Genomic DNA, 20,929 nt, shown 5'->3' with positions numbered 1-20,929 from the left:
AATCTCAGTAATGAATTTGTGGTATAAAAAAACCCGAACAATGTCGGGCTTTTTTCAAATCAGCAAAATTATTTGATTTTTGCTTCTTTATAGATAACGTGTTTACGCACTACTGGATCAAATTTTTTGATTTCCATTTTTTCAGGCATATTACGTTTGTTTTTATCAGTTGTGTAGAAGTGACCGGTCTCTGCAGTAGAAACTAAACGGATTTTCTCACGAGCGCCTTTAGCTGCCATGTTTTAGCTCCTTAGATTTTTTCGCCACGAGCACGGATTTCAGCTAACACTGCATCAATGCCTTTTTTATCGATAATACGCATACCTTTCGCAGTTAAACGTAAGGTCACGAAACGGTTTTCACTTTCAACCCAGAAACGGTGAGTGTGAAGGTTTGGAAGAAAACGACGACGTGTCGCATTCAACGCGTGTGAGCGGTTGTTACCCACAGCTGGACGCTTGCCTGTTACTTGACAAACTCTAGACATAATAATCTCCAATAATTTAAATATAAGCTCGAGCTTATGGTTCGGATAATGAAGCTTAAAACTAAGCTTGCTTCCTCGTCAGGTCGCAGTATCCGACCCACTTACTATATTAAAGGTCGCAAATTATACTGACTTTATTTTCATTTCTCAAGTCCAAAAGCGATTTTTCCGTCTTTAAATGGAAATGAACGATAAAAAAATCATCAAATTCCAGAAAACTATAACAGATTATGTTCTGCAAAAGAATAGCAAGTCCCTTTGCCGACAATAAAATGATCCAAAATACGAATATCCATTAACTCAGCAGCTTCAATAATTTTTTGTGTAATCATTTTGTCGGAATAGCTGGGTTCTGCGATACCAGAAGGGTGGTTGTGAGCCAAAATTAAAGCGGCTGCATTGCAGTAAAGGCTTTCTTTGATGATTTCACGAGGATAAACATTCGTTACATTAATTGTGCCTAAAAATAACCGCTCTTTTTTAATTAAACGATGTTGATTATCTAAAAATAGCACCATAAAAATCTCACGTTCTTCTTGATGAAGCTCCGCTTGAAGATAAAGTTTTACCGTGGATGTGTCGCTAAATACATGCTCTATCAGTAATTCTTGCTTGAGGTAGCGTTTAGTCATTTCTGTGGTGGCTTGTAGTTGAATAAACTGCGTAATGCCTAATCCTTTTACTTTGCAGAAGGCTTCTTTATCAGCACTTAATAAGGTTCGAAGAGAGCCAAAATGTTGCAACACGTTATGTGATAATGCCATAACAGGGCAGCCTTTGATCCCTGTTCGTAGAAAAATAGCAAGTAATTCATGATCTTCTAAGGCTTCAACGCCATATTTCAACAATTTTTCACGAGGCATTAAGGGGGAGTTTGTCTGCATATTAATTAATGAAAAGAAAAAAGTGCGGTCAATTTTCATGATGTTTTTAAGTATTGCGAATTGTCAGTTTTATTTTTGGTATAGCGATCGCAAAAATAAAATTTTTTATTGGTGAAATTTGAAGTAAAATAGGCGACCTTAAGTTGTTAAGTACTAACACACAAAAACATATTCATTCTATTAAGTCGTAGCGGAGTAGCAAATGAGCTTGAGCGGAAAGCGTATTGTTGTCGGGATTACGGGGGGCATAGCCGCCTATAAAACTATTGAGTTTATTCGTTTATTACGCAAATCTAACGCAGAAGTTCGAGTGGCTTTAACGCCAGCAGCCGCTGAATTTGTCACACCTTTAACGTTACAAGCCATTTCGGGCAATGCGGTTTCTCAATCTTTACTTGATCCTCAAGCTGAATTAGCCATGGGACATATTGAGCTAGCCAAATGGGCTGATGCGATTGTGATTGCACCAGCTAGCGCCGATTTTATTGCGCGTTTAACCGTTGGAATGGCAAATGATTTGCTAAGTACGATTTGTCTTGCGACAAGTGCGCCTATTATGCTCGCACCGGCTATGAATCAGCAAATGTACCGCCAGGTGATTACACAACAAAATTTGACCGCTCTTTCTGCTCGAGGCATTTATTTTGTGGGCCCAAATAGCGGTTTTCAGGCTTGTGGTGATGTGGGGGCGGGCAGAATGTCCGAACCCGCTGAAATTTTTGCGTCGCTTCAATCACTTTTGGCTGTTCAACAAGATTTAGCTGATTTAAGTGTCACTATTACAGCAGGCCCAACACGTGAAGCTATCGATCCTGTTCGTTATATTTCTAACCACAGCTCAGGCAAAATGGGCTTTGCGATTGCTGAGGCTTTTGCTAAACGTGGTGCAAATGTCACCTTAATTGCGGGGCCTGTTAATTTGGCTACGCCGAAAAACGTTCATCGCATTGATGTGACAACCGCCCATGAAATGTGGCAAGCCTCCCTTGAAAGTGCGGTCAAAAATTGTATCTTTATAGGCTGTGCCGCGGTGGCAGATTATCGGGTTGAGGAAGTTGCTGATCAAAAAATTAAGAAAACCAATGATAACGATGAGCTTTCTCTTAAATTGGTGAAAAATCCAGACATTATCGCAAGTGTGGCAAGTTTAGAAAAAGATCGTCCGTTTGTTGTAGGCTTTGCGGCTGAAACGCAAAATGTCGCTGAATATGCGAAGAGCAAACTTCAACGAAAAAATTTAGATATGATTTGTGCCAATGATGTATCGGGTGGACAAGTATTCGGACAAGATCAAAATGCCTTGCAGATCTTTTGGAAAACAGGCGAAAAAGCGTTGCCGTTAGCAGATAAAAATAAATTGGCAGAAGTGTTGGTTACAGAAATTGTTGAGCATTACAACAAATAAAATACATTCAAAATTCGCTGTATTTTGTGACCGCACTTTTGTATTTAAGATTTCTTTTAAAGGATAAATAAGCATGAAAAAAATTGATGTAAAAATTTTAGACAGCCGTATTGGCAACGAATTTCCTTTGCCAACCTATGCAACTGAAGGTTCAGCAGGTTTGGATTTGCGTGCATTGCTTGAAGATGGTATTGAAATTCAACCAGGCGAAACCAAACTTATCCCAACAGGCCTTTCAATTTATATTGCCGATCCGAACCTTGCAGCAGTGATTCTGCCTCGTTCGGGTTTAGGTCATAAACATGGTATCGTATTGGGTAACTTAGTGGGCTTAATTGATTCAGATTATCAAGGTCCATTAATGGTGTCTGTATGGAATCGTGGCCATGAACCGTTCAAAATTGAAGTCGGTGATCGTATTGCACAATTAGTCTTTGTGCCAGTCGTACAAGCGGAATTCAATATTGTCAGCGAATTTACCGAAACTGAACGCGGTGAGGGCGGTTTTGGTCATTCAGGTAAAAAATAGACTATGGTAGAACAATTATCTCTCGTAGAAGTTGATGAGATTGCCGCGGAAATCAAACCGCCAAAAATCGAAAAACGCACGGTAAAAGAACGTCGGCAACAAGTGTTGACGGTGCTTACCCATATGTTGCATTCTGAACGCGGAATGGAGCGTATGACAACAGCGCGTTTAGCGGAAGAAGTAGGGGTGTCAGAAGCGGCACTTTATCGTTACTTCCCAAGTAAAACTAAAATGTTTGAAGCGTTGATCGATAATATTGAAGCGAATTTATTTAGCCGTATTACCACATCAATTCGTAATGAAACCAATACGATGAATCGAGTGCGCGACATTATGCAGATGATCCTCGACTTTGCGCGTAAAAACCCTGGTTTGACACGTATTTTGACTGGACATGCCTTGATGTTTGAAGAGCCGCTTTTACAGGCTCGTGTCGCGCAATTTTTCGATCGTCTTGAAATGCAATTTGTGAATATTTTACAAATGCGAAAATTACGCGAAGGGCGAGGTTTTAATGTCGATGAACGCATTATTGCGGGGCATTTAGTGACCCTTTGTGAAGGGCAGTTTATGCGTTATGTCCGCACAAACTTCCGTTTAGGCGCAAATCAAAGTTTTGAACAGCAATGGCGTTTTCTTGAACCGCTTTTTGCTTAATTGACTTTAGTTGATAAATATATGATTATTCCGTGGCAAGAACTGCCAACAGAAACCTTAGAAAATATTGTGGAAAGTGTGGTGCTTAGAGAAGGTACTGATTATGGTTCACACGAATTTTCTTTAGAACAAAAAAAACAACACCTACTAAACAAGATTCACAATGGAAGTGCAGTGATTGTTTGGTCAGAATTACATGAATCCATTGATATCAAAGATAAAATGGAATTTCTAAAATGAATCAATAGGAGCTTATATGTCAGAAGATGTAGAATTACTTGAAGAACAAAAGTTACAAGACGATGATCAGCAACGCGATCCTGCTCTGGATTGGTTCCTAACCCACTGTCATTTACATAAATATCCGGCAAAATCGACCTTAATCCACGCAGGGGAAGATGCCAATATTTTATATTTCTTAATTAAAGGAACGGTGATGGTTTCATCGAAAGATGATGAAGGCAAAGAGATGATTTTATCTTATTTAGGTGCTGGACAATTTTTTGGTGAAGCGGGTTTATTTGACGAAGGTTCGAAACGTTCTGCTTGGGTAAAAACGAAAACCCCTTGTGAAATTGCAGAAATTTCCTATAAAAAATATCGTCAGCTTATTCAAATTAATCCTGAGATTTTAATGTTCCTTACTTCTCAGTTATCAAAACGCTTGCAGAATACATCTCGACAAGTGACTAACTTGGCCTTTTTGGATGTGGCAGGCCGCATTGCTCAGGCGCTTATGCACTTGGCAAAACAGCCAGAGGCCATGACTCATCCTGATGGTATGCAGATTAAAATTACGCGTCAGGAAATTGGTCAAATGGTGGGCTGTTCACGTGAAACCGTAGGGCGAATAATTAAGATGCTGGAAGATCAAAATCTAATTCATGCGCACGGTAAAACCATTGTGGTTTACGGCACTCGATAGCAAAAATAACCGTCTTTAATAAGACGGTTATTTTGTTTTTGTTACATTGATGTGATAGTTGAAATGACTTTGTTAATTTTTATACGAAAAGCGAAAAAATACTTCTTTTAGTGCAATATCTTAATTGACAAAATAGCGGAAGACTTCTATCATACCACTGCCTTCCAATGTAGTTTCTTTGGAAGTCAGGATTGGTCTCCTGAATATATAAGTGGCTTTTAAAAGATTTTTAATCTTTTAATTTTATATCGCAGACTGGAACCCCAGAGATGCTTTAAATCTATGGTGGGCTAGGTAGAAATCCCGCAGGGATGCGATGCAGTAAGCCACTTGCTGTTAAGACCAATTCTGCTTAGTTCCACCACCCTTCAAAACAATCTTCAATTTTCAAACTTTCATTTAACTCAACTCGAGCAACAAATTCTCAGCTAAAGTGCGGTCATTTTTACTTTGTTTTTGGCAAAAAAAATACCGACCTATTTCTGAGTCGGTATTTCATTTGGTGTGTGTTATTTCACTTTTTGTTTCATGGCTTCAGCCACAAGTTCAGCTTCAGGGCCGAGAACCACTTGTAAGCCATCGTTACCGATTTTCACGATACCTTTTGCGCCAAGAGACTTAAGCTGTTCTTCATTAATTTTGTGTTGATCGACTAAGCTTAAACGTAAGCGAGTGATACAAGCATCAATATTTTTGAAGTTATCAGCACCACCTAAAGCATCAATAAATTTGACCGCTCTTTCTTCACGAGATTGGCTCGCTGCTGGTTGTGCTGCTGTGGTTTCTTCTGCTTCTTCTGTGCGACCTAATGTTTTTAAGTTGAACGCTTTAATTGCAAAGCGGAATACTGCATAGTAAATCACGAAGAATACTAAGCCTTGTACGATTAGCATATACCATTCAACGGCTAATGGGTTGCGTGATGAAAGCACCATATCCACGAGACCCGCACTGAAACCGAAGCCTGCGATCCAATGCATTGTTGCGGCGATAAAGACAGAAATACCAGTTAATACCGCGTGGATGAAGTAAAGCACCGGTGCAACAAACATGAAAGAGAATTCTAATGGCTCGGTGATACCAGTAAAGAATGAGGCAAATGCACCCGCAAGCATGATTGATGCCACTTTAGTTCTTTGACTTGGTTTAGCGCTGAGATAAATCGCTAATGCGGCACCCGGTAAACCGAACATCATGACAGGGAAGAAGCCAGCTTGGTACATACCCGTTACACCAACCGTTGCAGTGCCTTCAGCAAGTGATTTTGCACCACCCAAGAAGTTTGGAATGTCATTGATACCTGCGACGTCAAACCAGAATACAGAGTTCAATGCGTGGTGTAAGCCAACAGGAATGAGTAAGCGGTTGAAGAAACCGTAAAGACCCGCACCAACAGCGCCTAAGTCTTTAATGCTTTCACCGAATGACACTAAACCGCCGAAAATATATGGCCAGATGTAAAGCAATACGAAGCTGATGAACATCATGACAAAAGAAACAACGATTGGCACAAGGCGTTTTCCGCTAAAGAAGGAGAGTGCTTTTGGCAATTCCACTTGATAGAAGCGGTTATAGAGTTCAGCCGAAATCACCCCAATCAAAATCCCAATAAATTGGTTATTGATTTTCCCGAAGGCAGCGGGCACTTCACTTACATCGATATGTTGTAGCTGAGCAACACTGCCAGGTGAAAGTAGAGTGGTTACCACATAGTAACCCACTAAACCTGAAAGTGCAGCAGAACCATGTTTGTCCTTAGATAAACCGAAAGCAACGCCAACGGCAAAAAGCAGGCCCATGTTATCGATGATAGCACCGCCTGATTTAATTAAAAATGCAGCAAGTTGACTGTTAGCTCCCCAGCCATCTGGGTCAAGCCAATAACCAATACCCATCAGTACAGCCGCTGCTGGTAAGACAGCAACAGGTACCATTAAGGCTTGCCCAATTTTTTGCGCATAACCTAACACATTCATTTTTTTCTCCTATTTATAGTAATGAAGTATTACTTCATATTCTAAAGTAAAAAAAAATATTTTGTACAAATGTGGTAACTTTATCTCAAAATTGAGAAGCCGATCACAAATTTTGAAATTGTACTTCAAAAAATATTTTTTTATGGTGCAAGTTTTACTGCGTTTTACTATAATGACCAAAAAGCCAAAAGGAAACCAAGTGTTACTGTCTAATGTAGGAGTTTATATGTCGAAATTATCACATAATGAAGTCTTAGATAAAATCAAATTTGGTCTTATTGCTTCTTGTCAGCCTGTCGATGACGGCCCGATGGATAAACCAGAAATCGTGGCAGCCATGGCACAGGCTTCTGTTGTTGGTGGTGCCGCAGGATTGCGTATCGAGGGCATAGAAAATCTTAAAGCAACACGCCCTACTGTGAATGTACCGATTATTGGTATTGTGAAACGTGATTTACCTGACAGCCCTGTACGAATCACGCCATTTTTGCATGATATTGAAGATTTAGCGAAAGCTGGTGCTGATATTATCGCCGTGGATGGTACGAATCGCCCTAGACCGGTAGATATTGAAAGTGCGGTCAAAAAAATCCACGAATTAGGCTGTTTAGCCATGGCGGATTGTTCGAATTTAGAAGAAGGCTTGTACTGTCAAAAACTGGGTTTTGATATCGTGGGCAGTACGATGTCTGGCTACACAGGTGGCACTGTGCCGGAAGAGCCTGATTATCAATTAGTTAAAGATTTGAAAGCAGCAGGCTGTCGAGTCATGGCGGAAGGACGTTATAACACCCCTGAGTTGGCGAAAACGGCAATTGAAATAGGTGCTTATTGTGTGACCGTAGGTTCTGCATTAACTCGCTTAGAGCATATCGTAAGTTGGTTCACCGAAGCCATTCATTCAGCGAAAAAATAAAGGAATAAGATATGTCATTAACAGTGGATAGTGGTCAGACATTACAGCGTTGTTTGGCATTAGATATTGGTGGCACGAAAATCGCTTCTGCTATAGTGAAAAATGGTGATATTCAACAGCGAAAACAGATTTCCACGCCACAAGATGATGCTGCGCAAGCGATGCATCAAACCCTTGCTCAGCTGTTAAAAGAATATGAAGGGCAGTTTGATTATGTCGCCGTTGCTTCAACGGGTATTATTAATCAAGGCATTCTGACCGCACTTAATCCTAAAAACCTGGGTGGATTGGCCCAATTCCCATTAAAAGACAGCATTGCACAGCATACTGATAAACCGATTGGTTTACTTAATGATGTGCAAGCTGCAGCCTATGCAGAGTATCAACTACAAAATCCTAATGATGTTCAAAACTTTACCTTTATTACGGTTTCCACAGGCGTAGGGGGCGGTTTAATTCTAAATCATCGTTTACTTACTGAGCCAAACGGCATTGCGGGGCATATTGGTCATACTTTGGCCGATCCTAATGGTCCAATTTGTGGCTGTGGTCGCCGTGGTTGTGTCGAAGCCATTGCATCAGGTCGCGCGATTGAAGCAGTTTCTTCTCAATGGGATGATCCTTGTGATCCAAAAGAGGTCTTTGCGCGTTTCCGCCAAAATGATGAAAAAGCAACCGCACTTGTGACTCGTTCAGCCCAAGCCATTGCGAATTTAATTGCGGATTTGAAGATTGGATTAGATATGCAAAAAGTCGTGGTTGGCGGTAGCGTAGGGTTGGCAGAAGGTTATTTACCGCTAGTTCAATCTTTATTAAGTGAACTTCCCGCTGTTTATCACTGCGAATTAGAAAGTGCTCAATTTGGACAAGATGCAGGCTTGATTGGGGCTGCTTATTGGGTAAAAGATTGCTTATTACAAGCAAAAAATACGGGAGTGGTTTATGGCTAAAAACGGCAATATTTTAAATACCATCAGCTCGTTATACCGCAGTTTAACGAAAACTGAAAAGAAAATTGCGGATGCGATTTTATTAAATCCCGATCTTGCGGTGCAGGCTCCTTTAGCTGAAATTGCCACCCATTTAGAAGTGGGGGAGGCGACCTTTGTGCGTTTTTGTCGTACTCTCGGCTTTAAAGGCTTCAGTGATTTTAAATTGGAATTATCCATCGAGCTTGCCACAAAAGATGGCAAAGATAACACCGTATTAGATTCAGATATTACCGATTCTGACAACTCATTGAATATTGCGCATAAGCTGAAATCTGCCATCAATAACGTGATGGATGAAACCATTAATTTATTAGATTTTGAGCAGTTGGAAGAGGCAGTAAAAGCCATTCAACAAGCAAATCGTGTCTTTTTATTTGGTGTGGGCACATCCGGCATTACTGCGGAAGATGCCAAAAATAAACTGATGCGTATCGGTGTGCAAGTGGATGCGACAGGTAACAACCATTTTATGTATATGCAGGCATCGTTATTGACGAAAAAAGATGTGGCAATTGGTTTGAGCCATTCAGGTTATTCTCAAGAAACCACTCATACCATGAAAATTGCCAAAGAAAATGGTGCCAAAACCATTGCGATTACGCACAGTTTGCGTTCCCCCATCACAGAATATGCTGATCTTGTTTTAGTGAATGGGAATAAGCAAGGCAAGTTGCAAGGCGACTCTATCGGCACGAAGATTGCTCAATTATTCGTATTAGATTTGATTTACGCTTTATTAGTACAGGCATCACAGGAAAGTGCGGTCAAAATAAAGCAAAAAACATTAAATGTCATTTTAGAACAACGTATCAAATAGGAGAGAAAAATGCGTAACTTAAAAGGTATTTTTAGTGCGTTATTAGTATCATTCAATGAAGATGGCTCTATCAATGAAAAAGGTTTGCGTGAAATTATTCGCTATAACATTGATAAGATGAAAATTGATGGTTTATATGTAGGCGGTTCAACAGGTGAAAACTTCATGCTTTCTACGGAAGAGAAAAAACAAATTTTCCGTATCGCGAAAGATGAAGCAAAAGACCAAGTTGCGCTAATCGCACAAGTGGGTAGTGTGAACTTACATGAAGCAGTGGAATTAGGTAAATATGCAACGGAATTAGGCTATGACAGTCTTTCTGCAGTAACCCCGTTCTACTATAAATTCAGCTTCCCTGAAATCAAACATTACTATGACACTATCATTGCTGAAACAGGCAATAACATGATTGTGTACTCAATTCCGTTCTTAACAGGCGTGAATATGGGGATTGAGCAATTCGGCGAACTTTATAAAAACCCGAAAGTGCTAGGTGTGAAATTTACCGCAGGGGATTTCTATCTATTAGAACGCTTGAAAAAAGCTTATCCAAATCACCTCATTTGGGCTGGTTTTGATGAAATGATGGTGCCAGCAGTATCTCTTGGTGTAGATGGTGCGATCGGTAGTACATTCAACGTAAACGGTGTGCGTGCAAGACAAATCTTTGAATTAACCAAACAAGGTAAATTGGCTGATGCACTTCAAGTTCAACACGTGACCAATGACCTTATCGAAGGCGTTTTAGCGAATGGCTTATATCTCACTATCAAAGAGTTATTGAAACTAGATGGCGTGGATGCAGGTTATTGCCGTGAGCCAATGACAGCGAAAGCAACGCCAGAGCAATTAGCGAAAGCGAAAGAGTTAAAAGCAAAATATTTATAAATTAATGGAAAAGTGACCGCACTTACTTCTTTCCTCTCTCTATTGGAGAGGAAAGAATGTCGGTGTGGTACTGATAAGGAAGGTTATTATGCGTCTCATTCCTCTGAACAATGAACAACAAGTCAGCCGTTGGGCGGCGCGTCATATTGCTGATCGAATTAATCATTTTAAACCTACAGCAGAACGTCCTTTTGTATTAGGTTTACCAACAGGCAGTACACCACTTAAGACCTATCAAGAATTGATTAAATTAAATCAAGCGGGAGAAGTGAGTTTTAAACATGTGGTGACCTTCAATATGGATGAATATGTGGGCTTGCCAAAAGAACATCCAGAAAGTTATCACAGTTTTATGCATAATAATTTCTTCAAACATATTGATATTCAACCGCAAAATATCAATATTTTGAATGGTAACACCGATGACCATGATGAAGAATGTCGTCGTTATGAAGAAAAAATTAAATCTTACGGTAAAATTCATTTATTTATGGGCGGCGTAGGTGTTGATGGCCATATTGCCTTTAATGAACCAGCGTCTTCTTTAAGTTCGCGCACCCGTATTAAAACCTTAACGCCAGATACCATTATTGCGAATTCTCGTTTCTTTAATAACGATGTAAATCAAGTACCAAAATATGCTTTAACAATCGGCGTGGGTACATTACTTGATGCAGAAGAAGTGATGATTTTAGCAACAGGCCATAATAAAGCCTTAGCCGTGCAAGCTGCGGTAGAAGGCAGTATTAATCACCTTTGGACGGTAAGTGCCTTACAGCTCCATCGCCATTTTGTTTTAGTATGTGATGAGCCTGCACTGCAAGAATTAAAAGTGAAAACAGTGAAATATTTTACTGAATTGGAAGGTCGTGCAATTCATAGTGTGTTATAAGTACGGTTAATTTTAATTTGATTTTAGGAAGGTATGATGAAGTATGCATTAATTAACAGCGTAATCTACACCAAAAATGAGGTGTTAAGAGATTATGCGGTGGTTATTGAAGGGGAATATATTCAATCAGTTATTCCACTAAACGAATTAGAAAGTGGGATTAAAACCATTGATTTGCAAGGTCATAATCTCACAGCAGGCTTTATTGATCTGCAATTAAACGGTTGTGGTGGCGTGATGTTTAACGATCAAACAAGCGTAGAAACATTAGAAATTATGCAAGCGACTAATTTGAAATCAGGCTGTACTAGTTTCTTACCAACGTTTATTACCGCACCGGATGAAGATATCAAACGCGCAGTAAGTATCATGCGAGAGTATTTGAATAAGCATAAAAATCAAGCGCTTGGTTTACACATCGAAGGCCCTTATTTGAGCTTAGAGAAAAAAGGCGTACATCGCCCGGAATATATCCGTGAAGCGACGCCTGAGATGAAAGATTTCTTATGCGATAATGCGGATGTCATCACTAAACTGACAATTGCCGCTGAAAACCCAACGGTGCAATATATTCCTGATTTTGTGAAAGCAGGCATTATCGTGTCCATTGGCCATTCTAATGCAACTTATGAAGTGGCGAAAGCGGCCTTTCATAAAGGAGCGACGTTTGCTACTCACTTACACAATGCCATGTCGCCGATCAGTTCAGGACGAGCAATGGGCGTAGTTGGTGCAGTGTTAGATTCCGATGTTTACACGGGGATTATTGTAGATGGAGTGCATGTGAATTTTGGTAACGTTCGCTTAGATAAAAAAGCGAAAGGTGACAAACTTTGTATCGTGACAGATTCTCTTGCTGCTGCAGGTGCACCACCTGAATTGGAAACTTTCACTTTTGTAGGAAAACCGATTTATGTGAAAGAAGGTCGTTGCTACGATGCAAATGGTACGATTGCGGGTGCATCGATTACCATGATGGAATCTATTAAGAATGCTGTAGAGTATGTAGAAATTCCATTAGCAGAAGCAATTCGCATGAGTAACCTTTACCCAGCAAGAGCGATTGGCGTAGATGATCGTTTAGGTTCTGTTGAAGCCGGTAAAGTGGCTAATTTGGCTGTATTCACAAAAGATTATGATGTGATAGGTACCGTATTGAATGGTGAATGGAAACCAAACTAAAGTGCGGTCAAAAATAGCATTGTTTTAAACGTAATCCGATCTTTAAACCGATCGGATTATTTTTTATGGTTGCAATTCGGTGATCTTACCGGTATCCACTTGGAATAATTTCCCTTTACCAACCTGCATTTCTTTGAGTTGGCCTTGAGTGATGGCAGTAACAAAGACTTGAGAACCACTTTGTTGCAAGCGTTCCGCAAGCAAGGCGCGTTTATGTTGATCCAACTCTGAGGCAAAGTCATCAATTAGAAAGATACAATGACGTTGTTTTTGAATCATTAAGTGTTCACCCTGGGCTAAACGTAGCGCACACATCAATAATTTTAATTGACCTCGAGAGAGTACATCTTCCACGGGGAGCCCATTAGCTTTAAAGCGAAAATCGGCTTTTTGTGGACCAGAAACCGTATAGCCAATGGCTTTGTCTCGCTCAAAGTTTTGTGCCAGTAATTCGCCATATTCTGTCTCTTTTTCCCAGCCTTGATGAAAGCTAACAGTAATCTCTAATTCAGGTAAAAATAACTGGCAGGTTTTTTCGATCTCAGGACGTAAGGCTTCGGCATATTCAGCCCGCCAATCACTCACTTGGTGGGCTAATTTGGCTAATTCAATATCCCAAATTTTAATCGCAGAATAAGGCTGGTTTTGACTTAATGCGGCATTTCGCTGTTTTAATAAGCGGTTTAATGCGACCCAAGAGGAATGGAAACTATTATGGTGGTGGAATAAGCCCCAATCTAAAAATGCGCGTCGAAAACTCGGTCCGCCATTTAATAGGGTAAGTCCTTCTGGTGTAATTAATTGCATAGGTAAAAGGTGAGCGAGATCGGCAATTTTATTGCCGTCTTCACCGTTTATTTTTGCGATGGTATTGCCTTGGCGGAGTTTTTGTAAGCCAACAGACCATTGATGCTGGCTTTCTTGTATTTGGCCAAAAAGCGTGAAATGAGGTTCGTCGTAAGAAATGATGCGATTTGCGACCGCACTTTTGAAAGAGCGTCCATGTCCGAGATAAAAAATGGCTTCTAATAAGCTCGTTTTTCCGCTGCCGTTGTTGCCGACTAAAAAGTTAAAGCCGTGATCAAATTCAAGATCTACGGCATTTAAATTTCTAAATTTTTCAACAATTAAGCGGGAAATAGCCATTATTCTTAGAGGCGCATTGGCATAATGACATATTCTGCGCTTGCATCTTCACTGTTTTCAATTAAACAGCTTGATGACGCATCTGTGAGGCGAATGCGTACTTGTTGGCATTTTAAGGCGTTCAATACATCTAAAATGTAAGTCACATTAAAGCCTACTTCCATTTCTTCACCTTGATAATTCACATCCACGATTTCTTCTGCTACTTCGTGTTCAGGGTTAGATGCGGTAATTTTAAGTTGGTTTTCACTTAAGTTTAAACGCACGCTACGTACACGTTCATTTGAAAGGATAGAAGCGCGTACAAAGGCTTGTTTTAAGGTTTCCCAGTTACCTTCTACGATACGCGTTGCATTACGTGGTAATACGCGACGGTAATCAGGGAAGCGACCATCAATGAGTTTTGAGGTAAACACAATGTGGTTTAAGTGAATACGAAGATTATTCGTGCCGATTTGCAAACGAGCCAGTTCATCACTGCTTTCTAATAGGCGATTCAGTTCTAATACACCTTTACGAGGGAGAATAACTGAATGGGTTTGCAGATCTTGATCTAATTCGATCGTACAAACGGCAAGACGGTGACCGTCGGTTGCAACAGTACGTAATAAATTACCTTCCGTTTCAAATTTCATGCCGTTTAAGAAATAGCGGGCATCCTGGTTTGCCATTGAAAATTGGGTTGCTTCAATTAAGCGACGCAAGGTGCTTTGCGGTAAGGCAAAATCCACTTCAGATTGCCAATCCGTTAGATTTGGATATTCTTCAGCGGGCAGAGTAGTGAGATTAAATTTACTGCGGCCTGATTCCACAATGGCGCGATCTTCTTCAAAGGTAACTGTAATTTCAAATTCATCTGATAATGTACGGCAAATATCTAAGAATTTTTTAGCCGGAATAGTGAAAGCGCCATCAGCCGTTGAAGACGAAAGTTGAGTATAGCTAGAAAGCTCAACTTCAAGGTCTGTACCTGTAATGGTTAAACGGTTATCTTCAATTTGTAATAACACGTTATTTAATACGGGAATATTCGGACGATTGCTTAATACGCCACAAACTTGCTGTAAGGGTTTTAATAGATTTTCTCTTGAAATGCTAAATTGCATCATTGGCTCCTTATGCAGATAAGGTGCGAATTAAATTCGCCCAATCTTCTTGAATACTACTGTCTTTTTCACGGAATTTTGGCACTTCACGACAAGCATTTAAGACTGTCGTATGGTCGCGTTCAAAGGCTCGGCCAATTTCCGGTAAACTTTTATTGGTTAATTCTTTTGCTAATGCCATCGCAACTTGGCGTGGGCGAGTGACGGATCTCGCTCTGCTTTTTGATTTTAAATCAGCCACTTTAATTCGATAGTATTCTGCCACGACTTTCTGAATGTTTTCAATGGTAACCAAACGTTCTTGTAAGGCAAGAATATCTTTTAATGTGTCACGGACAAAATCAATATCAATGTGACCACCTTTGAAGTCTTGCATCGCTTTCACACGGTTTAATGCGCCTTCTAATTCACGAACATTGGTGCGTAAGCGTTGGGCAATAAAGAATGCCACTTCTTCTGGCAGCTCCATATTATGTTCTTCTGCTTTTTTCAGTAAAATCGCAACACGAGTTTCTAAATCAGGTGGTTCAATCGCAGTGGTTAAACCCCAGCCGAAACGAGATTTTAGGCGTTCTTCAATTTTCTCAATTTCTTTTGGATAGCGGTCAGAGGTCAAAATAATTTGACGGCCAGTTTCAAATAAATTATTGAAAATATGGAAAAATTCTTCTTGTGTTTTTTCTTTTTCAGCAAAGAATTGAATATCATCCACTAATAATGCATCAAGAGAACGATAGAATTTTTTGAATTGATCCATTTTATTATCACGCATTGCTTTTACCATGTGCTGCATAAAATTATTAGCATGAATATAAAGTACGCGGGCATTCGATTTATTCGCTAAAATACCATTACCGATCGCGTGTAATAAGTGGGTTTTACCTAAACCTGTCCCACCATATAAAAAGAATGGATTTGCTGTTGGTTCGCCTGGTGCTAGGGCAAGTTTTTGACCTACAGCACGAGCGAGTTGGTTTGATTTACCTTCAACAAAGTTTTCAAATAAATGTTTACGATTTAGGTGTGATTCAAATTTGCTTGGTGCATCAGATTCTTGCTGAAAATTTACCGCACTTTCTTGATGATTAGTTGTTTGAGCCGGCGCTGGTTCAGCCACTTTAGGAGCCGGTTTTACCCCTTCTTTTACGATAATTTGTAAATTTGGATTTTTAGCAAGGGCTTGGCAAATTTGATGAATTTGAGTCAAGTAGTGATTTTCCACCCAGCTTTTCACAAACATATTTGACGCATATAACACCACTTGATCTTGCGAGATGACATCCGCTTGTAGTGGGCGTAACCAAGTACTGAGATCCATCGGGGAAACCTGATCTTGTAGTTGAGATAAGCAATCTTGCCATAGGGTAGAAAGGCTCACGATAAATTATCCTTATGTTATATGCGTATAAAATAAAATCCGCAAAAGTGCGGTTAAAAATCGAAGAGAATTTTACAATAATTTAGGCGAAAGATCTTCTGTTGCTCATCAAAAAAAGACAAAAAGGTTGCTTGAGATTTTGCCCAAAATCCGTATAATCCCCACGATTTTAGAAGAAACGGAAGATTATTTCGGAATTTTCTCTTTTCTTATTTGACGAAAGCCCAATTTATGATTAAAATTGCGGTCTATTTTTTATAACCCTTGTTGTGTTTTGAATATCAAAACAGTAAACCATTTTGATTTAGGTAGATTACAATGAAACGTACATTTCAACCTTCTGTATTAAAACGTAGCCGTACTCACGGTTTCCGTGCTCGTATGGCAACTAAAAACGGCCGTCAAGTTTTAGCTCGTCGTCGTGCTAAAGGTCGTAAGAGTTTATCTGCATAATCACCGTTTTTAGTGATTAAGCTAAACTTCTCTCGGGAGTTACGATTGTTAACTCCCACTCAATTCAAAAATGTCTTCGAACAACCGTTTCGAGCAAGCACCCCTGAAATTACCATTCTCGCACGCAAAAATAATCTTGAGCATCCACGCTTAGGTTTAACTGTGGCTAAAAAACATCTTAAACGAGCACATGATCGTAATCGTATCAAACGTTTAGTTCGTGAAAGTTTTCGTTTATCCCAACATAATTTGCCTTCTTGTGACTTTGTCTTTGTGGCGAAACGTGGCATTGGTCAGCTTGATAATCAAACGTTTTTACAAACTTTGGATAAATTATGGGTACGTCACATTCGTTTGGCACAAAAATCCTCATCGCTTTAATTAAGTTTTATCAAGTAGCGATTAGCACTTTAATCGGGCCACGTTGTCGTTTTGTGCCAACCTGTTCTTGTTATGGTATTGAGGCGTTAAAAACACATGGATTGTTAAAAGGTAGTTGGCTTACGCTAAAACGTGTATTAAAATGTCACCCCTTAAGCGCCGGTGGATTCGATCCTGTTCCGCCGAAAAAGATTAATAATAACGATGAGAAAAAATAATGGACTCAAGACGTAGCCTATTAGTGCTTGCACTACTCTTTATTTCTTTCCTTGTTTATCAGCAATGGCAACTTGATAAAAATCCACCTGTTCAACAACAGACCACGGAACAAACAACAGCCGCCTCTTCTGATGTCCCGGCAAGCTCTTCTTCATCTGCCGAAGTAGTGGCAGACTCACAAACAAAAGGTCAAATTATCACATTAGAAAATGATGTACTCCGTTTGAAAGTGGATACATTAGGTGGTGATGTAATCAGTTCTGAACTATTAAAATATGATGCAGAATTAGGTTCAAAAGAACCTTTCGTCTTGTTAAAAGATACAAACGAGCATGTTTACATTGCACAAAGCGGTTTAATTGGTAAAAACGGGATCGATACAAAAGCAGGTCGCGCTCAATATCAAGTTACTGGCGACAATTTCAAATTAGCAGAAGGTCAAAATGAACTTTCAGTGCCATTAACATTTGAAAAAGATGGTGTGACTTATCGTAAAATCTTTGTGTTAAAACGTGATAGTTACGATGTCGGTGTTAACTTTGAAATTGTGAACCAAAGTGGTAGCACAATTGAAGTTGAACCTTACGGCCAATTAAAACATACATTAGTTGAAAGTAGCGGTAACGTGGCAATGCCTACTTATACCGGTGGTGCGTATTCTTCTTCAGAAACTAATTACAAAAAATACAGCTTCAGCGATATGAAAGATAAAAACCTTTCTATCGATACCAAAGCAGGTTGGGTTGCTATTTTACAACACTATTTCGTATCAGCTTGGATCCCAAATCAAGATGTAAATAACCAACTTTATAGTATTACAGACAGCAAAAATAACGTTGCGTCTATTGGTTATCGTGGTCCAGTGGTATCTGTTCCAGCAGGTGCAACAGAGACTATTACCAGCTCATTATGGACAGGTCCGAAATTACAAAACAAAATGGCTGAAGTGGCTAACCACTTAGATTTAACTGTCGATTATGGTTGGGCATGGTTTATCGCGAAACCATTATTCTGGTTATTAACTTTCATTCAAAGTATTGTATCTAACTGGGGTGTGGCAATTATTTGTGTCACCTTAGTGGTTAAAGCGATTTTATATCCGCTTACAAAAGCACAATACACTTCTATGGCGAAAATGCGTATGTTGCAACCGAAAATGCAAGAAATGCGCGAACGTTTTGGTGATGATCGCCAACGTATGAGCCAAGAAATGATGAAACTTTACAAAGAAGAAAAAGTAAATCCACTTGGCGGTTGCTTACCATTAATCCTCCAAATGCCAATTTTCATTGCATTATACTGGACATTTATGGAAGCAGTTGAACTTCGTCATGCGCCATTCTTTGGTTGGATTCAAGATTTATCGGCACAAGACCCTTACTACATTCTCCCAATCTTAATGGGTGGATCAATGTTCTTGTTACAAAAAATGTCACCGACACCAGTTGCCGACCCAATGCAACAAAAAGTGATGAATTTCATGCCGTTGATCTTCATGTTCTTCTTCCTCTGGTTCCCGGCAGGTCTAGTACTTTACTGGTTAGTGTCTAACTTAATCACTATCGTACAACAACAAATGATCTACCGTGGTTTAGAGAAAAAAGGGTTACATACCCGTAAAAAATAACAGATAGAAGGCATCGAAAGATGCCTTTTTTCTATCATTGATTGATATATAATCACATGGGCGTATTAATGCGCCCTCTCATTTTTTTATCGCAGATAAAAGTGCGGTCAATTTTTAGTGAGTTTTTATGAAAGAAACAATCGTCGCACAAGCGACAGCGCCTGGTCGTGGCGGTATTGGTATTTTGCGTGTATCAGGCCCCAAAGCGGTTGAAGTTGCACAAGCGGTACTCGGTAAATGTCCTAAACCACGAATGGCAGACTATTTACCTTTTAAAGATGCTGATGGCTCAGTTTTAGATCAAGGCATTGCGCTTTATTTTAAATCACCTAATTCCTTTACTGGTGAAGACGTACTGGAATTACAAGGCCATGGTGGACAAGTGGTATTAGATTTGTTGCTAAAACGAATTTTACAACTTGATGGTGTTCGTCTTGCGCGTCCAGGTGAGTTTTCTGAACAAGCTTTTTTAAATGATAAATTAGATTTAGCTCAAGCAGAAGCCATTGCCGATTTGATTGATGCGACTTCGGAGCAAGCTGCTCGTTCGGCATTAAAATCATTGCAAGGTGAATTTTCCAATAAAGTGAATCAGTTGGTGGATTCCGTCATTTATCTTCGTACTTATGTGGAAGCCTCGATTGATTTTCCCGATGAAGAAATTGACTTTTTGGCAGACGGTAAAATCGAAGCAAAATTACGAGAAATCATCAATCAACTTGATTTAGTCCGTAGCGAAGCGAAACAAGGCTCGATTTTACGTGAAGGGATGAAAGTGGTGATTGCTGGTCGTCCAAATGCAGGTAAATCAAGTTTACTGAATGCTTTAGCGGGTAGAGAAGCGGCTATTGTGACGGATATTGCAGGGACGACGCGTGATGTGTTGCGTGAGCATATTCATATTGATGGCATGCCTTTACATATTATTGATACTGCAGGACTTCGTGAAGCGACAGATGAAGTTGAACGTATCGGGATCTCGCGTGCGTGGACTGAAATTGAGCAAGCCGATCGTATAATTTTGATGTTAGACAGCAGCGATCCTGACAGCCAAAATATTGAAAAAGTGCGGTCAGAATTTTTATCAAAATTGCCAAATAATATGCCGGTGACCATTGTCCGCAATAAAGTAGATTTAAGCGGTGAGGCAGTTGGGCTAAAAGAGGAAAATGGCACAACGACCATGTGTTTATCGGCTCAAACGCATCAAGGCATAGATTTATTACGTGAGCATTTAAAACAGGCGATGGGCTTCCAAACCGGCATGGAAGGTGGCTTCTTAGCACGTCGTCGTCATCTTGATGCTTTAGAAAAAGCGGCCGAACATTTGCAAATTGGGTTAGTCCAATTAACCGAATTTCATGCAGGTGAATTGTTAGCAGAAGAACTTCGTTTAGTACAAGCTAATCTCAGTGAAATTACGGGGCAATTTACCTCGGATGATTTACTCGGTAACATTTTCAGCTCTTTTTGTATCGGAAAATAGGTTTTAGGTTATGACTTTTCATATGTTGTGGGTCATTGCGCTTGGTCTTTCGATGGATGCGTTTGCAGTATCCATTTCCAAAGGTTTGGCAATGCGCGCTTTTCGGTGGAAACAAGCGCTTGCCATTGCATGCTGTTTTGGACTATTTCAAGGCATTATGCCGGCAATCGGCTATGTTGTCGGGCTACAATTTAGTCAGATGATTCAAAATTGGGATCATTGGATTGCCTTTGCTTTACTTGCGATTATCGGTGTGAATATGATTCGAGAAGGGCTGAGCTCAGATGATGAACCTGCACCCTCATTGATTAGTTTAAAACATCTACTAACACTTGGTGTGGCAACGAGCATTGATGCGCTAGCCGTTGGTGTCTCTTTTGCTTTTCTTTCCGTGGACATTTTGTTGGCTGTCTTCATCATTGGTTTAATCACCTTTGTCATCTCTTTTATTGGTGTAAAGAGCGGTCATTTTTTAGGGAAAAAATTCAAAAGCAAAGCATAGATTTTTGGTGGTTTAGTGTTATTAGTCATGGCTGTGAAAATCCTACACGAACATGGTGTTTTTTAAGTGCGAATTTTCGCC

At 39.9% G+C, this 20,929-nt stretch carries 23 protein-coding genes and 1 pseudogene; 17 read left to right on the top strand and 7 right to left on the bottom strand.

Annotated features, from left to right (window positions below; all coding sequences use genetic code 11):
- Positions 1-68: 68 nt before the first annotated feature.
- The 3 genes from rpmG to radC form a co-directional block, all read right to left on the bottom strand.
- A complete protein-coding gene (rpmG, locus tag O3746_RS02885; RefSeq protein ID WP_005613503.1) occupies positions 69-239 on the bottom strand; it encodes a 50S ribosomal protein L33 in 171 nt (56 codons plus the stop codon).
- Positions 240-250: 11 nt separating this feature from the next.
- Entirely contained in the window at positions 251-487 is a 237-nt protein-coding gene (gene rpmB, locus O3746_RS02880) for a 50S ribosomal protein L28 (RefSeq protein WP_005599762.1), read from the bottom strand.
- A gap of 218 nt (positions 488-705) precedes the next feature.
- Positions 706-1,371 carry a DNA repair protein RadC gene (gene radC / locus O3746_RS02875; RefSeq protein WP_371447772.1) on the bottom strand — a complete coding sequence of 222 codons (666 nt, stop codon included), beginning with the start codon at positions 1,369-1,371 and terminating at the stop codon, positions 706-708.
- A 202-nt stretch (positions 1,372-1,573) separates the two neighbouring features.
- Between radC and coaBC the strand changes: the two genes are divergently transcribed.
- From coaBC to crp, 5 genes are all read left to right on the top strand, one after another.
- Positions 1,574-2,776 carry a bifunctional phosphopantothenoylcysteine decarboxylase/phosphopantothenate--cysteine ligase CoaBC gene (coaBC, locus tag O3746_RS02870; protein ID WP_371447771.1) on the top strand — a complete coding sequence of 401 codons (1,203 nt, stop codon included), beginning with the start codon at positions 1,574-1,576 and terminating at the stop codon, positions 2,774-2,776.
- Between the two features lie 73 nt (positions 2,777-2,849).
- Entirely contained in the window at positions 2,850-3,305 is a 456-nt protein-coding gene (dut, locus tag O3746_RS02865) for a dUTP diphosphatase (RefSeq protein ID WP_049363056.1), read from the top strand.
- 3 nt (positions 3,306-3,308) lie between these two features.
- Entirely contained in the window at positions 3,309-3,962 is a 654-nt protein-coding gene (gene slmA / locus O3746_RS02860) for a nucleoid occlusion factor SlmA (protein WP_005698358.1), read from the top strand.
- 21 nt (positions 3,963-3,983) lie between these two features.
- A complete protein-coding gene (locus tag O3746_RS02855) occupies positions 3,984-4,202 on the top strand; it encodes a YheU family protein (protein ID WP_005695554.1) in 219 nt (72 codons plus the stop codon).
- Between the two features lie 16 nt (positions 4,203-4,218).
- The gene (gene crp / locus O3746_RS02850) at positions 4,219-4,887 is read left to right on the top strand and encodes a cAMP-activated global transcriptional regulator CRP (RefSeq protein WP_014064026.1); all 669 of its coding nucleotides are present in this window, start codon (positions 4,219-4,221) and stop codon (positions 4,885-4,887) included.
- A 509-nt stretch (positions 4,888-5,396) separates the two neighbouring features.
- On the opposite strand, the gene nagE is transcribed toward crp, so the two are convergent.
- Positions 5,397-6,863 (bottom strand): N-acetylglucosamine-specific PTS transporter subunit IIBC, encoded by a 1,467-nt coding sequence (gene nagE, locus O3746_RS02845; RefSeq protein ID WP_014064025.1) that lies wholly within the window; start codon positions 6,861-6,863, stop codon positions 5,397-5,399.
- A gap of 226 nt (positions 6,864-7,089) precedes the next feature.
- Here nagE and O3746_RS02840 point away from each other — a divergent pair, with 226 nt between their 5' ends.
- The 6 genes from O3746_RS02840 (at position 7,090) to nagA (ending at position 12,550) form a co-directional block, all read left to right on the top strand.
- A complete protein-coding gene (locus O3746_RS02840) occupies positions 7,090-7,779 on the top strand; it encodes an N-acetylmannosamine-6-phosphate 2-epimerase (protein WP_197546927.1) in 690 nt (229 codons plus the stop codon).
- 11 nt (positions 7,780-7,790) lie between these two features.
- On the top strand, positions 7,791-8,729 hold the full coding sequence (locus tag O3746_RS02835) for an N-acetylmannosamine kinase (protein WP_371447770.1): 939 nt from the start codon (positions 7,791-7,793) through the stop codon (positions 8,727-8,729).
- Entirely contained in the window at positions 8,722-9,588 is an 867-nt protein-coding gene (locus O3746_RS02830) for a MurR/RpiR family transcriptional regulator (protein WP_070582513.1), read from the top strand. The genes O3746_RS02835 and O3746_RS02830 overlap by 8 nt, the downstream gene beginning before the upstream one ends.
- A 9-nt stretch (positions 9,589-9,597) precedes the next feature.
- A complete protein-coding gene (gene nanA, locus O3746_RS02825; protein WP_371447769.1) occupies positions 9,598-10,476 on the top strand; it encodes an N-acetylneuraminate lyase in 879 nt (292 codons plus the stop codon).
- A gap of 88 nt (positions 10,477-10,564) precedes the next feature.
- Positions 10,565-11,368: a glucosamine-6-phosphate deaminase gene (gene nagB, locus O3746_RS02820; RefSeq protein ID WP_054419700.1), complete on the top strand. Its 804-nt coding sequence runs from the start codon at positions 10,565-10,567 to the stop codon at positions 11,366-11,368.
- A gap of 36 nt (positions 11,369-11,404) precedes the next feature.
- Positions 11,405-12,550, top strand: coding sequence for an N-acetylglucosamine-6-phosphate deacetylase (nagA, locus tag O3746_RS02815; protein WP_371447869.1), 1,146 nt, complete (start codon positions 11,405-11,407; stop codon positions 12,548-12,550).
- Positions 12,551-12,613: 63 nt separating this feature from the next.
- On the opposite strand, the gene recF is transcribed toward nagA, so the two are convergent.
- From recF to dnaA, 3 genes are read right to left on the bottom strand one after another with little or no spacing between them, the layout of a single operon-like run.
- Positions 12,614-13,696 carry a DNA replication/repair protein RecF gene (gene recF, locus O3746_RS02810; protein WP_014064019.1) on the bottom strand — a complete coding sequence of 361 codons (1,083 nt, stop codon included), beginning with the start codon at positions 13,694-13,696 and terminating at the stop codon, positions 12,614-12,616.
- A 5-nt stretch (positions 13,697-13,701) separates the two neighbouring features.
- Entirely contained in the window at positions 13,702-14,802 is a 1,101-nt protein-coding gene (gene dnaN / locus O3746_RS02805) for a DNA polymerase III subunit beta (RefSeq protein WP_014064018.1), read from the bottom strand.
- Between the two features lie 10 nt (positions 14,803-14,812).
- The gene (gene dnaA, locus O3746_RS02800; RefSeq protein ID WP_371447768.1) at positions 14,813-16,180 is read right to left on the bottom strand and encodes a chromosomal replication initiator protein DnaA; all 1,368 of its coding nucleotides are present in this window, start codon (positions 16,178-16,180) and stop codon (positions 14,813-14,815) included.
- A 318-nt stretch (positions 16,181-16,498) separates the two neighbouring features.
- On the opposite strand from dnaA, the gene rpmH reads away from it, so the two are divergent.
- From rpmH to O3746_RS02770, 6 genes and pseudogenes are all read left to right on the top strand, one after another.
- Positions 16,499-16,633: a 50S ribosomal protein L34 gene (gene rpmH / locus O3746_RS02795; RefSeq protein WP_005539760.1), complete on the top strand. Its 135-nt coding sequence runs from the start codon at positions 16,499-16,501 to the stop codon at positions 16,631-16,633.
- 12 nt (positions 16,634-16,645) lie between these two features.
- The gene (rnpA, locus tag O3746_RS02790; RefSeq protein WP_371447767.1) at positions 16,646-17,014 is read left to right on the top strand and encodes a ribonuclease P protein component; all 369 of its coding nucleotides are present in this window, start codon (positions 16,646-16,648) and stop codon (positions 17,012-17,014) included.
- Positions 16,969-17,232, top strand: coding sequence for a membrane protein insertion efficiency factor YidD (gene yidD, locus O3746_RS02785; protein WP_371447766.1), 264 nt, complete (start codon positions 16,969-16,971; stop codon positions 17,230-17,232). The genes rnpA and yidD overlap by 46 nt, the downstream gene beginning before the upstream one ends.
- The gene (gene yidC / locus O3746_RS02780; protein ID WP_111327356.1) at positions 17,232-18,860 is read left to right on the top strand and encodes a membrane protein insertase YidC; all 1,629 of its coding nucleotides are present in this window, start codon (positions 17,232-17,234) and stop codon (positions 18,858-18,860) included. The genes yidD and yidC overlap by 1 nt, the downstream gene beginning before the upstream one ends.
- Positions 18,861-18,987: 127 nt before the next feature.
- A complete protein-coding gene (mnmE, locus tag O3746_RS02775; RefSeq protein ID WP_302482053.1) occupies positions 18,988-20,346 on the top strand; it encodes a tRNA uridine-5-carboxymethylaminomethyl(34) synthesis GTPase MnmE in 1,359 nt (452 codons plus the stop codon).
- 10 nt (positions 20,347-20,356) lie between these two features.
- A pseudogene (locus tag O3746_RS02770) lies at positions 20,357-20,914 on the top strand (manganese efflux pump MntP family protein).
- Positions 20,915-20,929 lie beyond the last annotated feature (15 nt).

The sequence above is a fragment of the Haemophilus sp. 27098_8_127 genome (assembly GCF_041433495.1).
GTDB lineage: Bacteria > Pseudomonadota > Gammaproteobacteria > Enterobacterales > Pasteurellaceae > Haemophilus_D.
This window is presented reverse-complemented; position numbering and strand designations above follow the sequence as displayed.

Excerpts from the sequence above, each read along its gene's own strand:
- rpmG (WP_005613503.1), bottom strand. The coding sequence starts at position 239 with ATGGCAGCTAAAGGCGCTCGTGAGAAAATCCGTTTAGTTTCTACTGCA.
- rpmB (WP_005599762.1), bottom strand. The coding sequence starts at position 487 with ATGTCTAGAGTTTGTCAAGTAACAGGCAAGCGTCCAGCTGTGGGTAAC.
- radC (WP_371447772.1), bottom strand. The coding sequence starts at position 1,371 with ATGCAGACAAACTCCCCCTTAATGCCTCGTGAAAAATTGTTGAAATAT.
- coaBC (WP_371447771.1), top strand. The coding sequence starts at position 1,574 with ATGAGCTTGAGCGGAAAGCGTATTGTTGTCGGGATTACGGGGGGCATA.
- dut (WP_049363056.1), top strand. The coding sequence starts at position 2,850 with ATGAAAAAAATTGATGTAAAAATTTTAGACAGCCGTATTGGCAACGAA.
- slmA (WP_005698358.1), top strand. The coding sequence starts at position 3,309 with ATGGTAGAACAATTATCTCTCGTAGAAGTTGATGAGATTGCCGCGGAA.
- O3746_RS02855 (WP_005695554.1), top strand. The coding sequence starts at position 3,984 with ATGATTATTCCGTGGCAAGAACTGCCAACAGAAACCTTAGAAAATATT.
- crp (WP_014064026.1), top strand. The coding sequence starts at position 4,219 with ATGTCAGAAGATGTAGAATTACTTGAAGAACAAAAGTTACAAGACGAT.
- nagE (WP_014064025.1), bottom strand. The coding sequence starts at position 6,863 with ATGAATGTGTTAGGTTATGCGCAAAAAATTGGGCAAGCCTTAATGGTA.
- O3746_RS02840 (WP_197546927.1), top strand. The coding sequence starts at position 7,090 with ATGTCGAAATTATCACATAATGAAGTCTTAGATAAAATCAAATTTGGT.
- O3746_RS02835 (WP_371447770.1), top strand. The coding sequence starts at position 7,791 with ATGTCATTAACAGTGGATAGTGGTCAGACATTACAGCGTTGTTTGGCA.
- O3746_RS02830 (WP_070582513.1), top strand. The coding sequence starts at position 8,722 with ATGGCTAAAAACGGCAATATTTTAAATACCATCAGCTCGTTATACCGC.
- nanA (WP_371447769.1), top strand. The coding sequence starts at position 9,598 with ATGCGTAACTTAAAAGGTATTTTTAGTGCGTTATTAGTATCATTCAAT.
- nagB (WP_054419700.1), top strand. The coding sequence starts at position 10,565 with ATGCGTCTCATTCCTCTGAACAATGAACAACAAGTCAGCCGTTGGGCG.
- nagA (WP_371447869.1), top strand. The coding sequence starts at position 11,405 with ATGAAGTATGCATTAATTAACAGCGTAATCTACACCAAAAATGAGGTG.
- recF (WP_014064019.1), bottom strand. The coding sequence starts at position 13,696 with ATGGCTATTTCCCGCTTAATTGTTGAAAAATTTAGAAATTTAAATGCC.
- dnaN (WP_014064018.1), bottom strand. The coding sequence starts at position 14,802 with ATGCAATTTAGCATTTCAAGAGAAAATCTATTAAAACCCTTACAGCAA.
- rpmH (WP_005539760.1), top strand. The coding sequence starts at position 16,499 with ATGAAACGTACATTTCAACCTTCTGTATTAAAACGTAGCCGTACTCAC.
- yidD (WP_371447766.1), top strand. The coding sequence starts at position 16,969 with ATGGGTACGTCACATTCGTTTGGCACAAAAATCCTCATCGCTTTAATT.
- yidC (WP_111327356.1), top strand. The coding sequence starts at position 17,232 with ATGGACTCAAGACGTAGCCTATTAGTGCTTGCACTACTCTTTATTTCT.
- mnmE (WP_302482053.1), top strand. The coding sequence starts at position 18,988 with ATGAAAGAAACAATCGTCGCACAAGCGACAGCGCCTGGTCGTGGCGGT.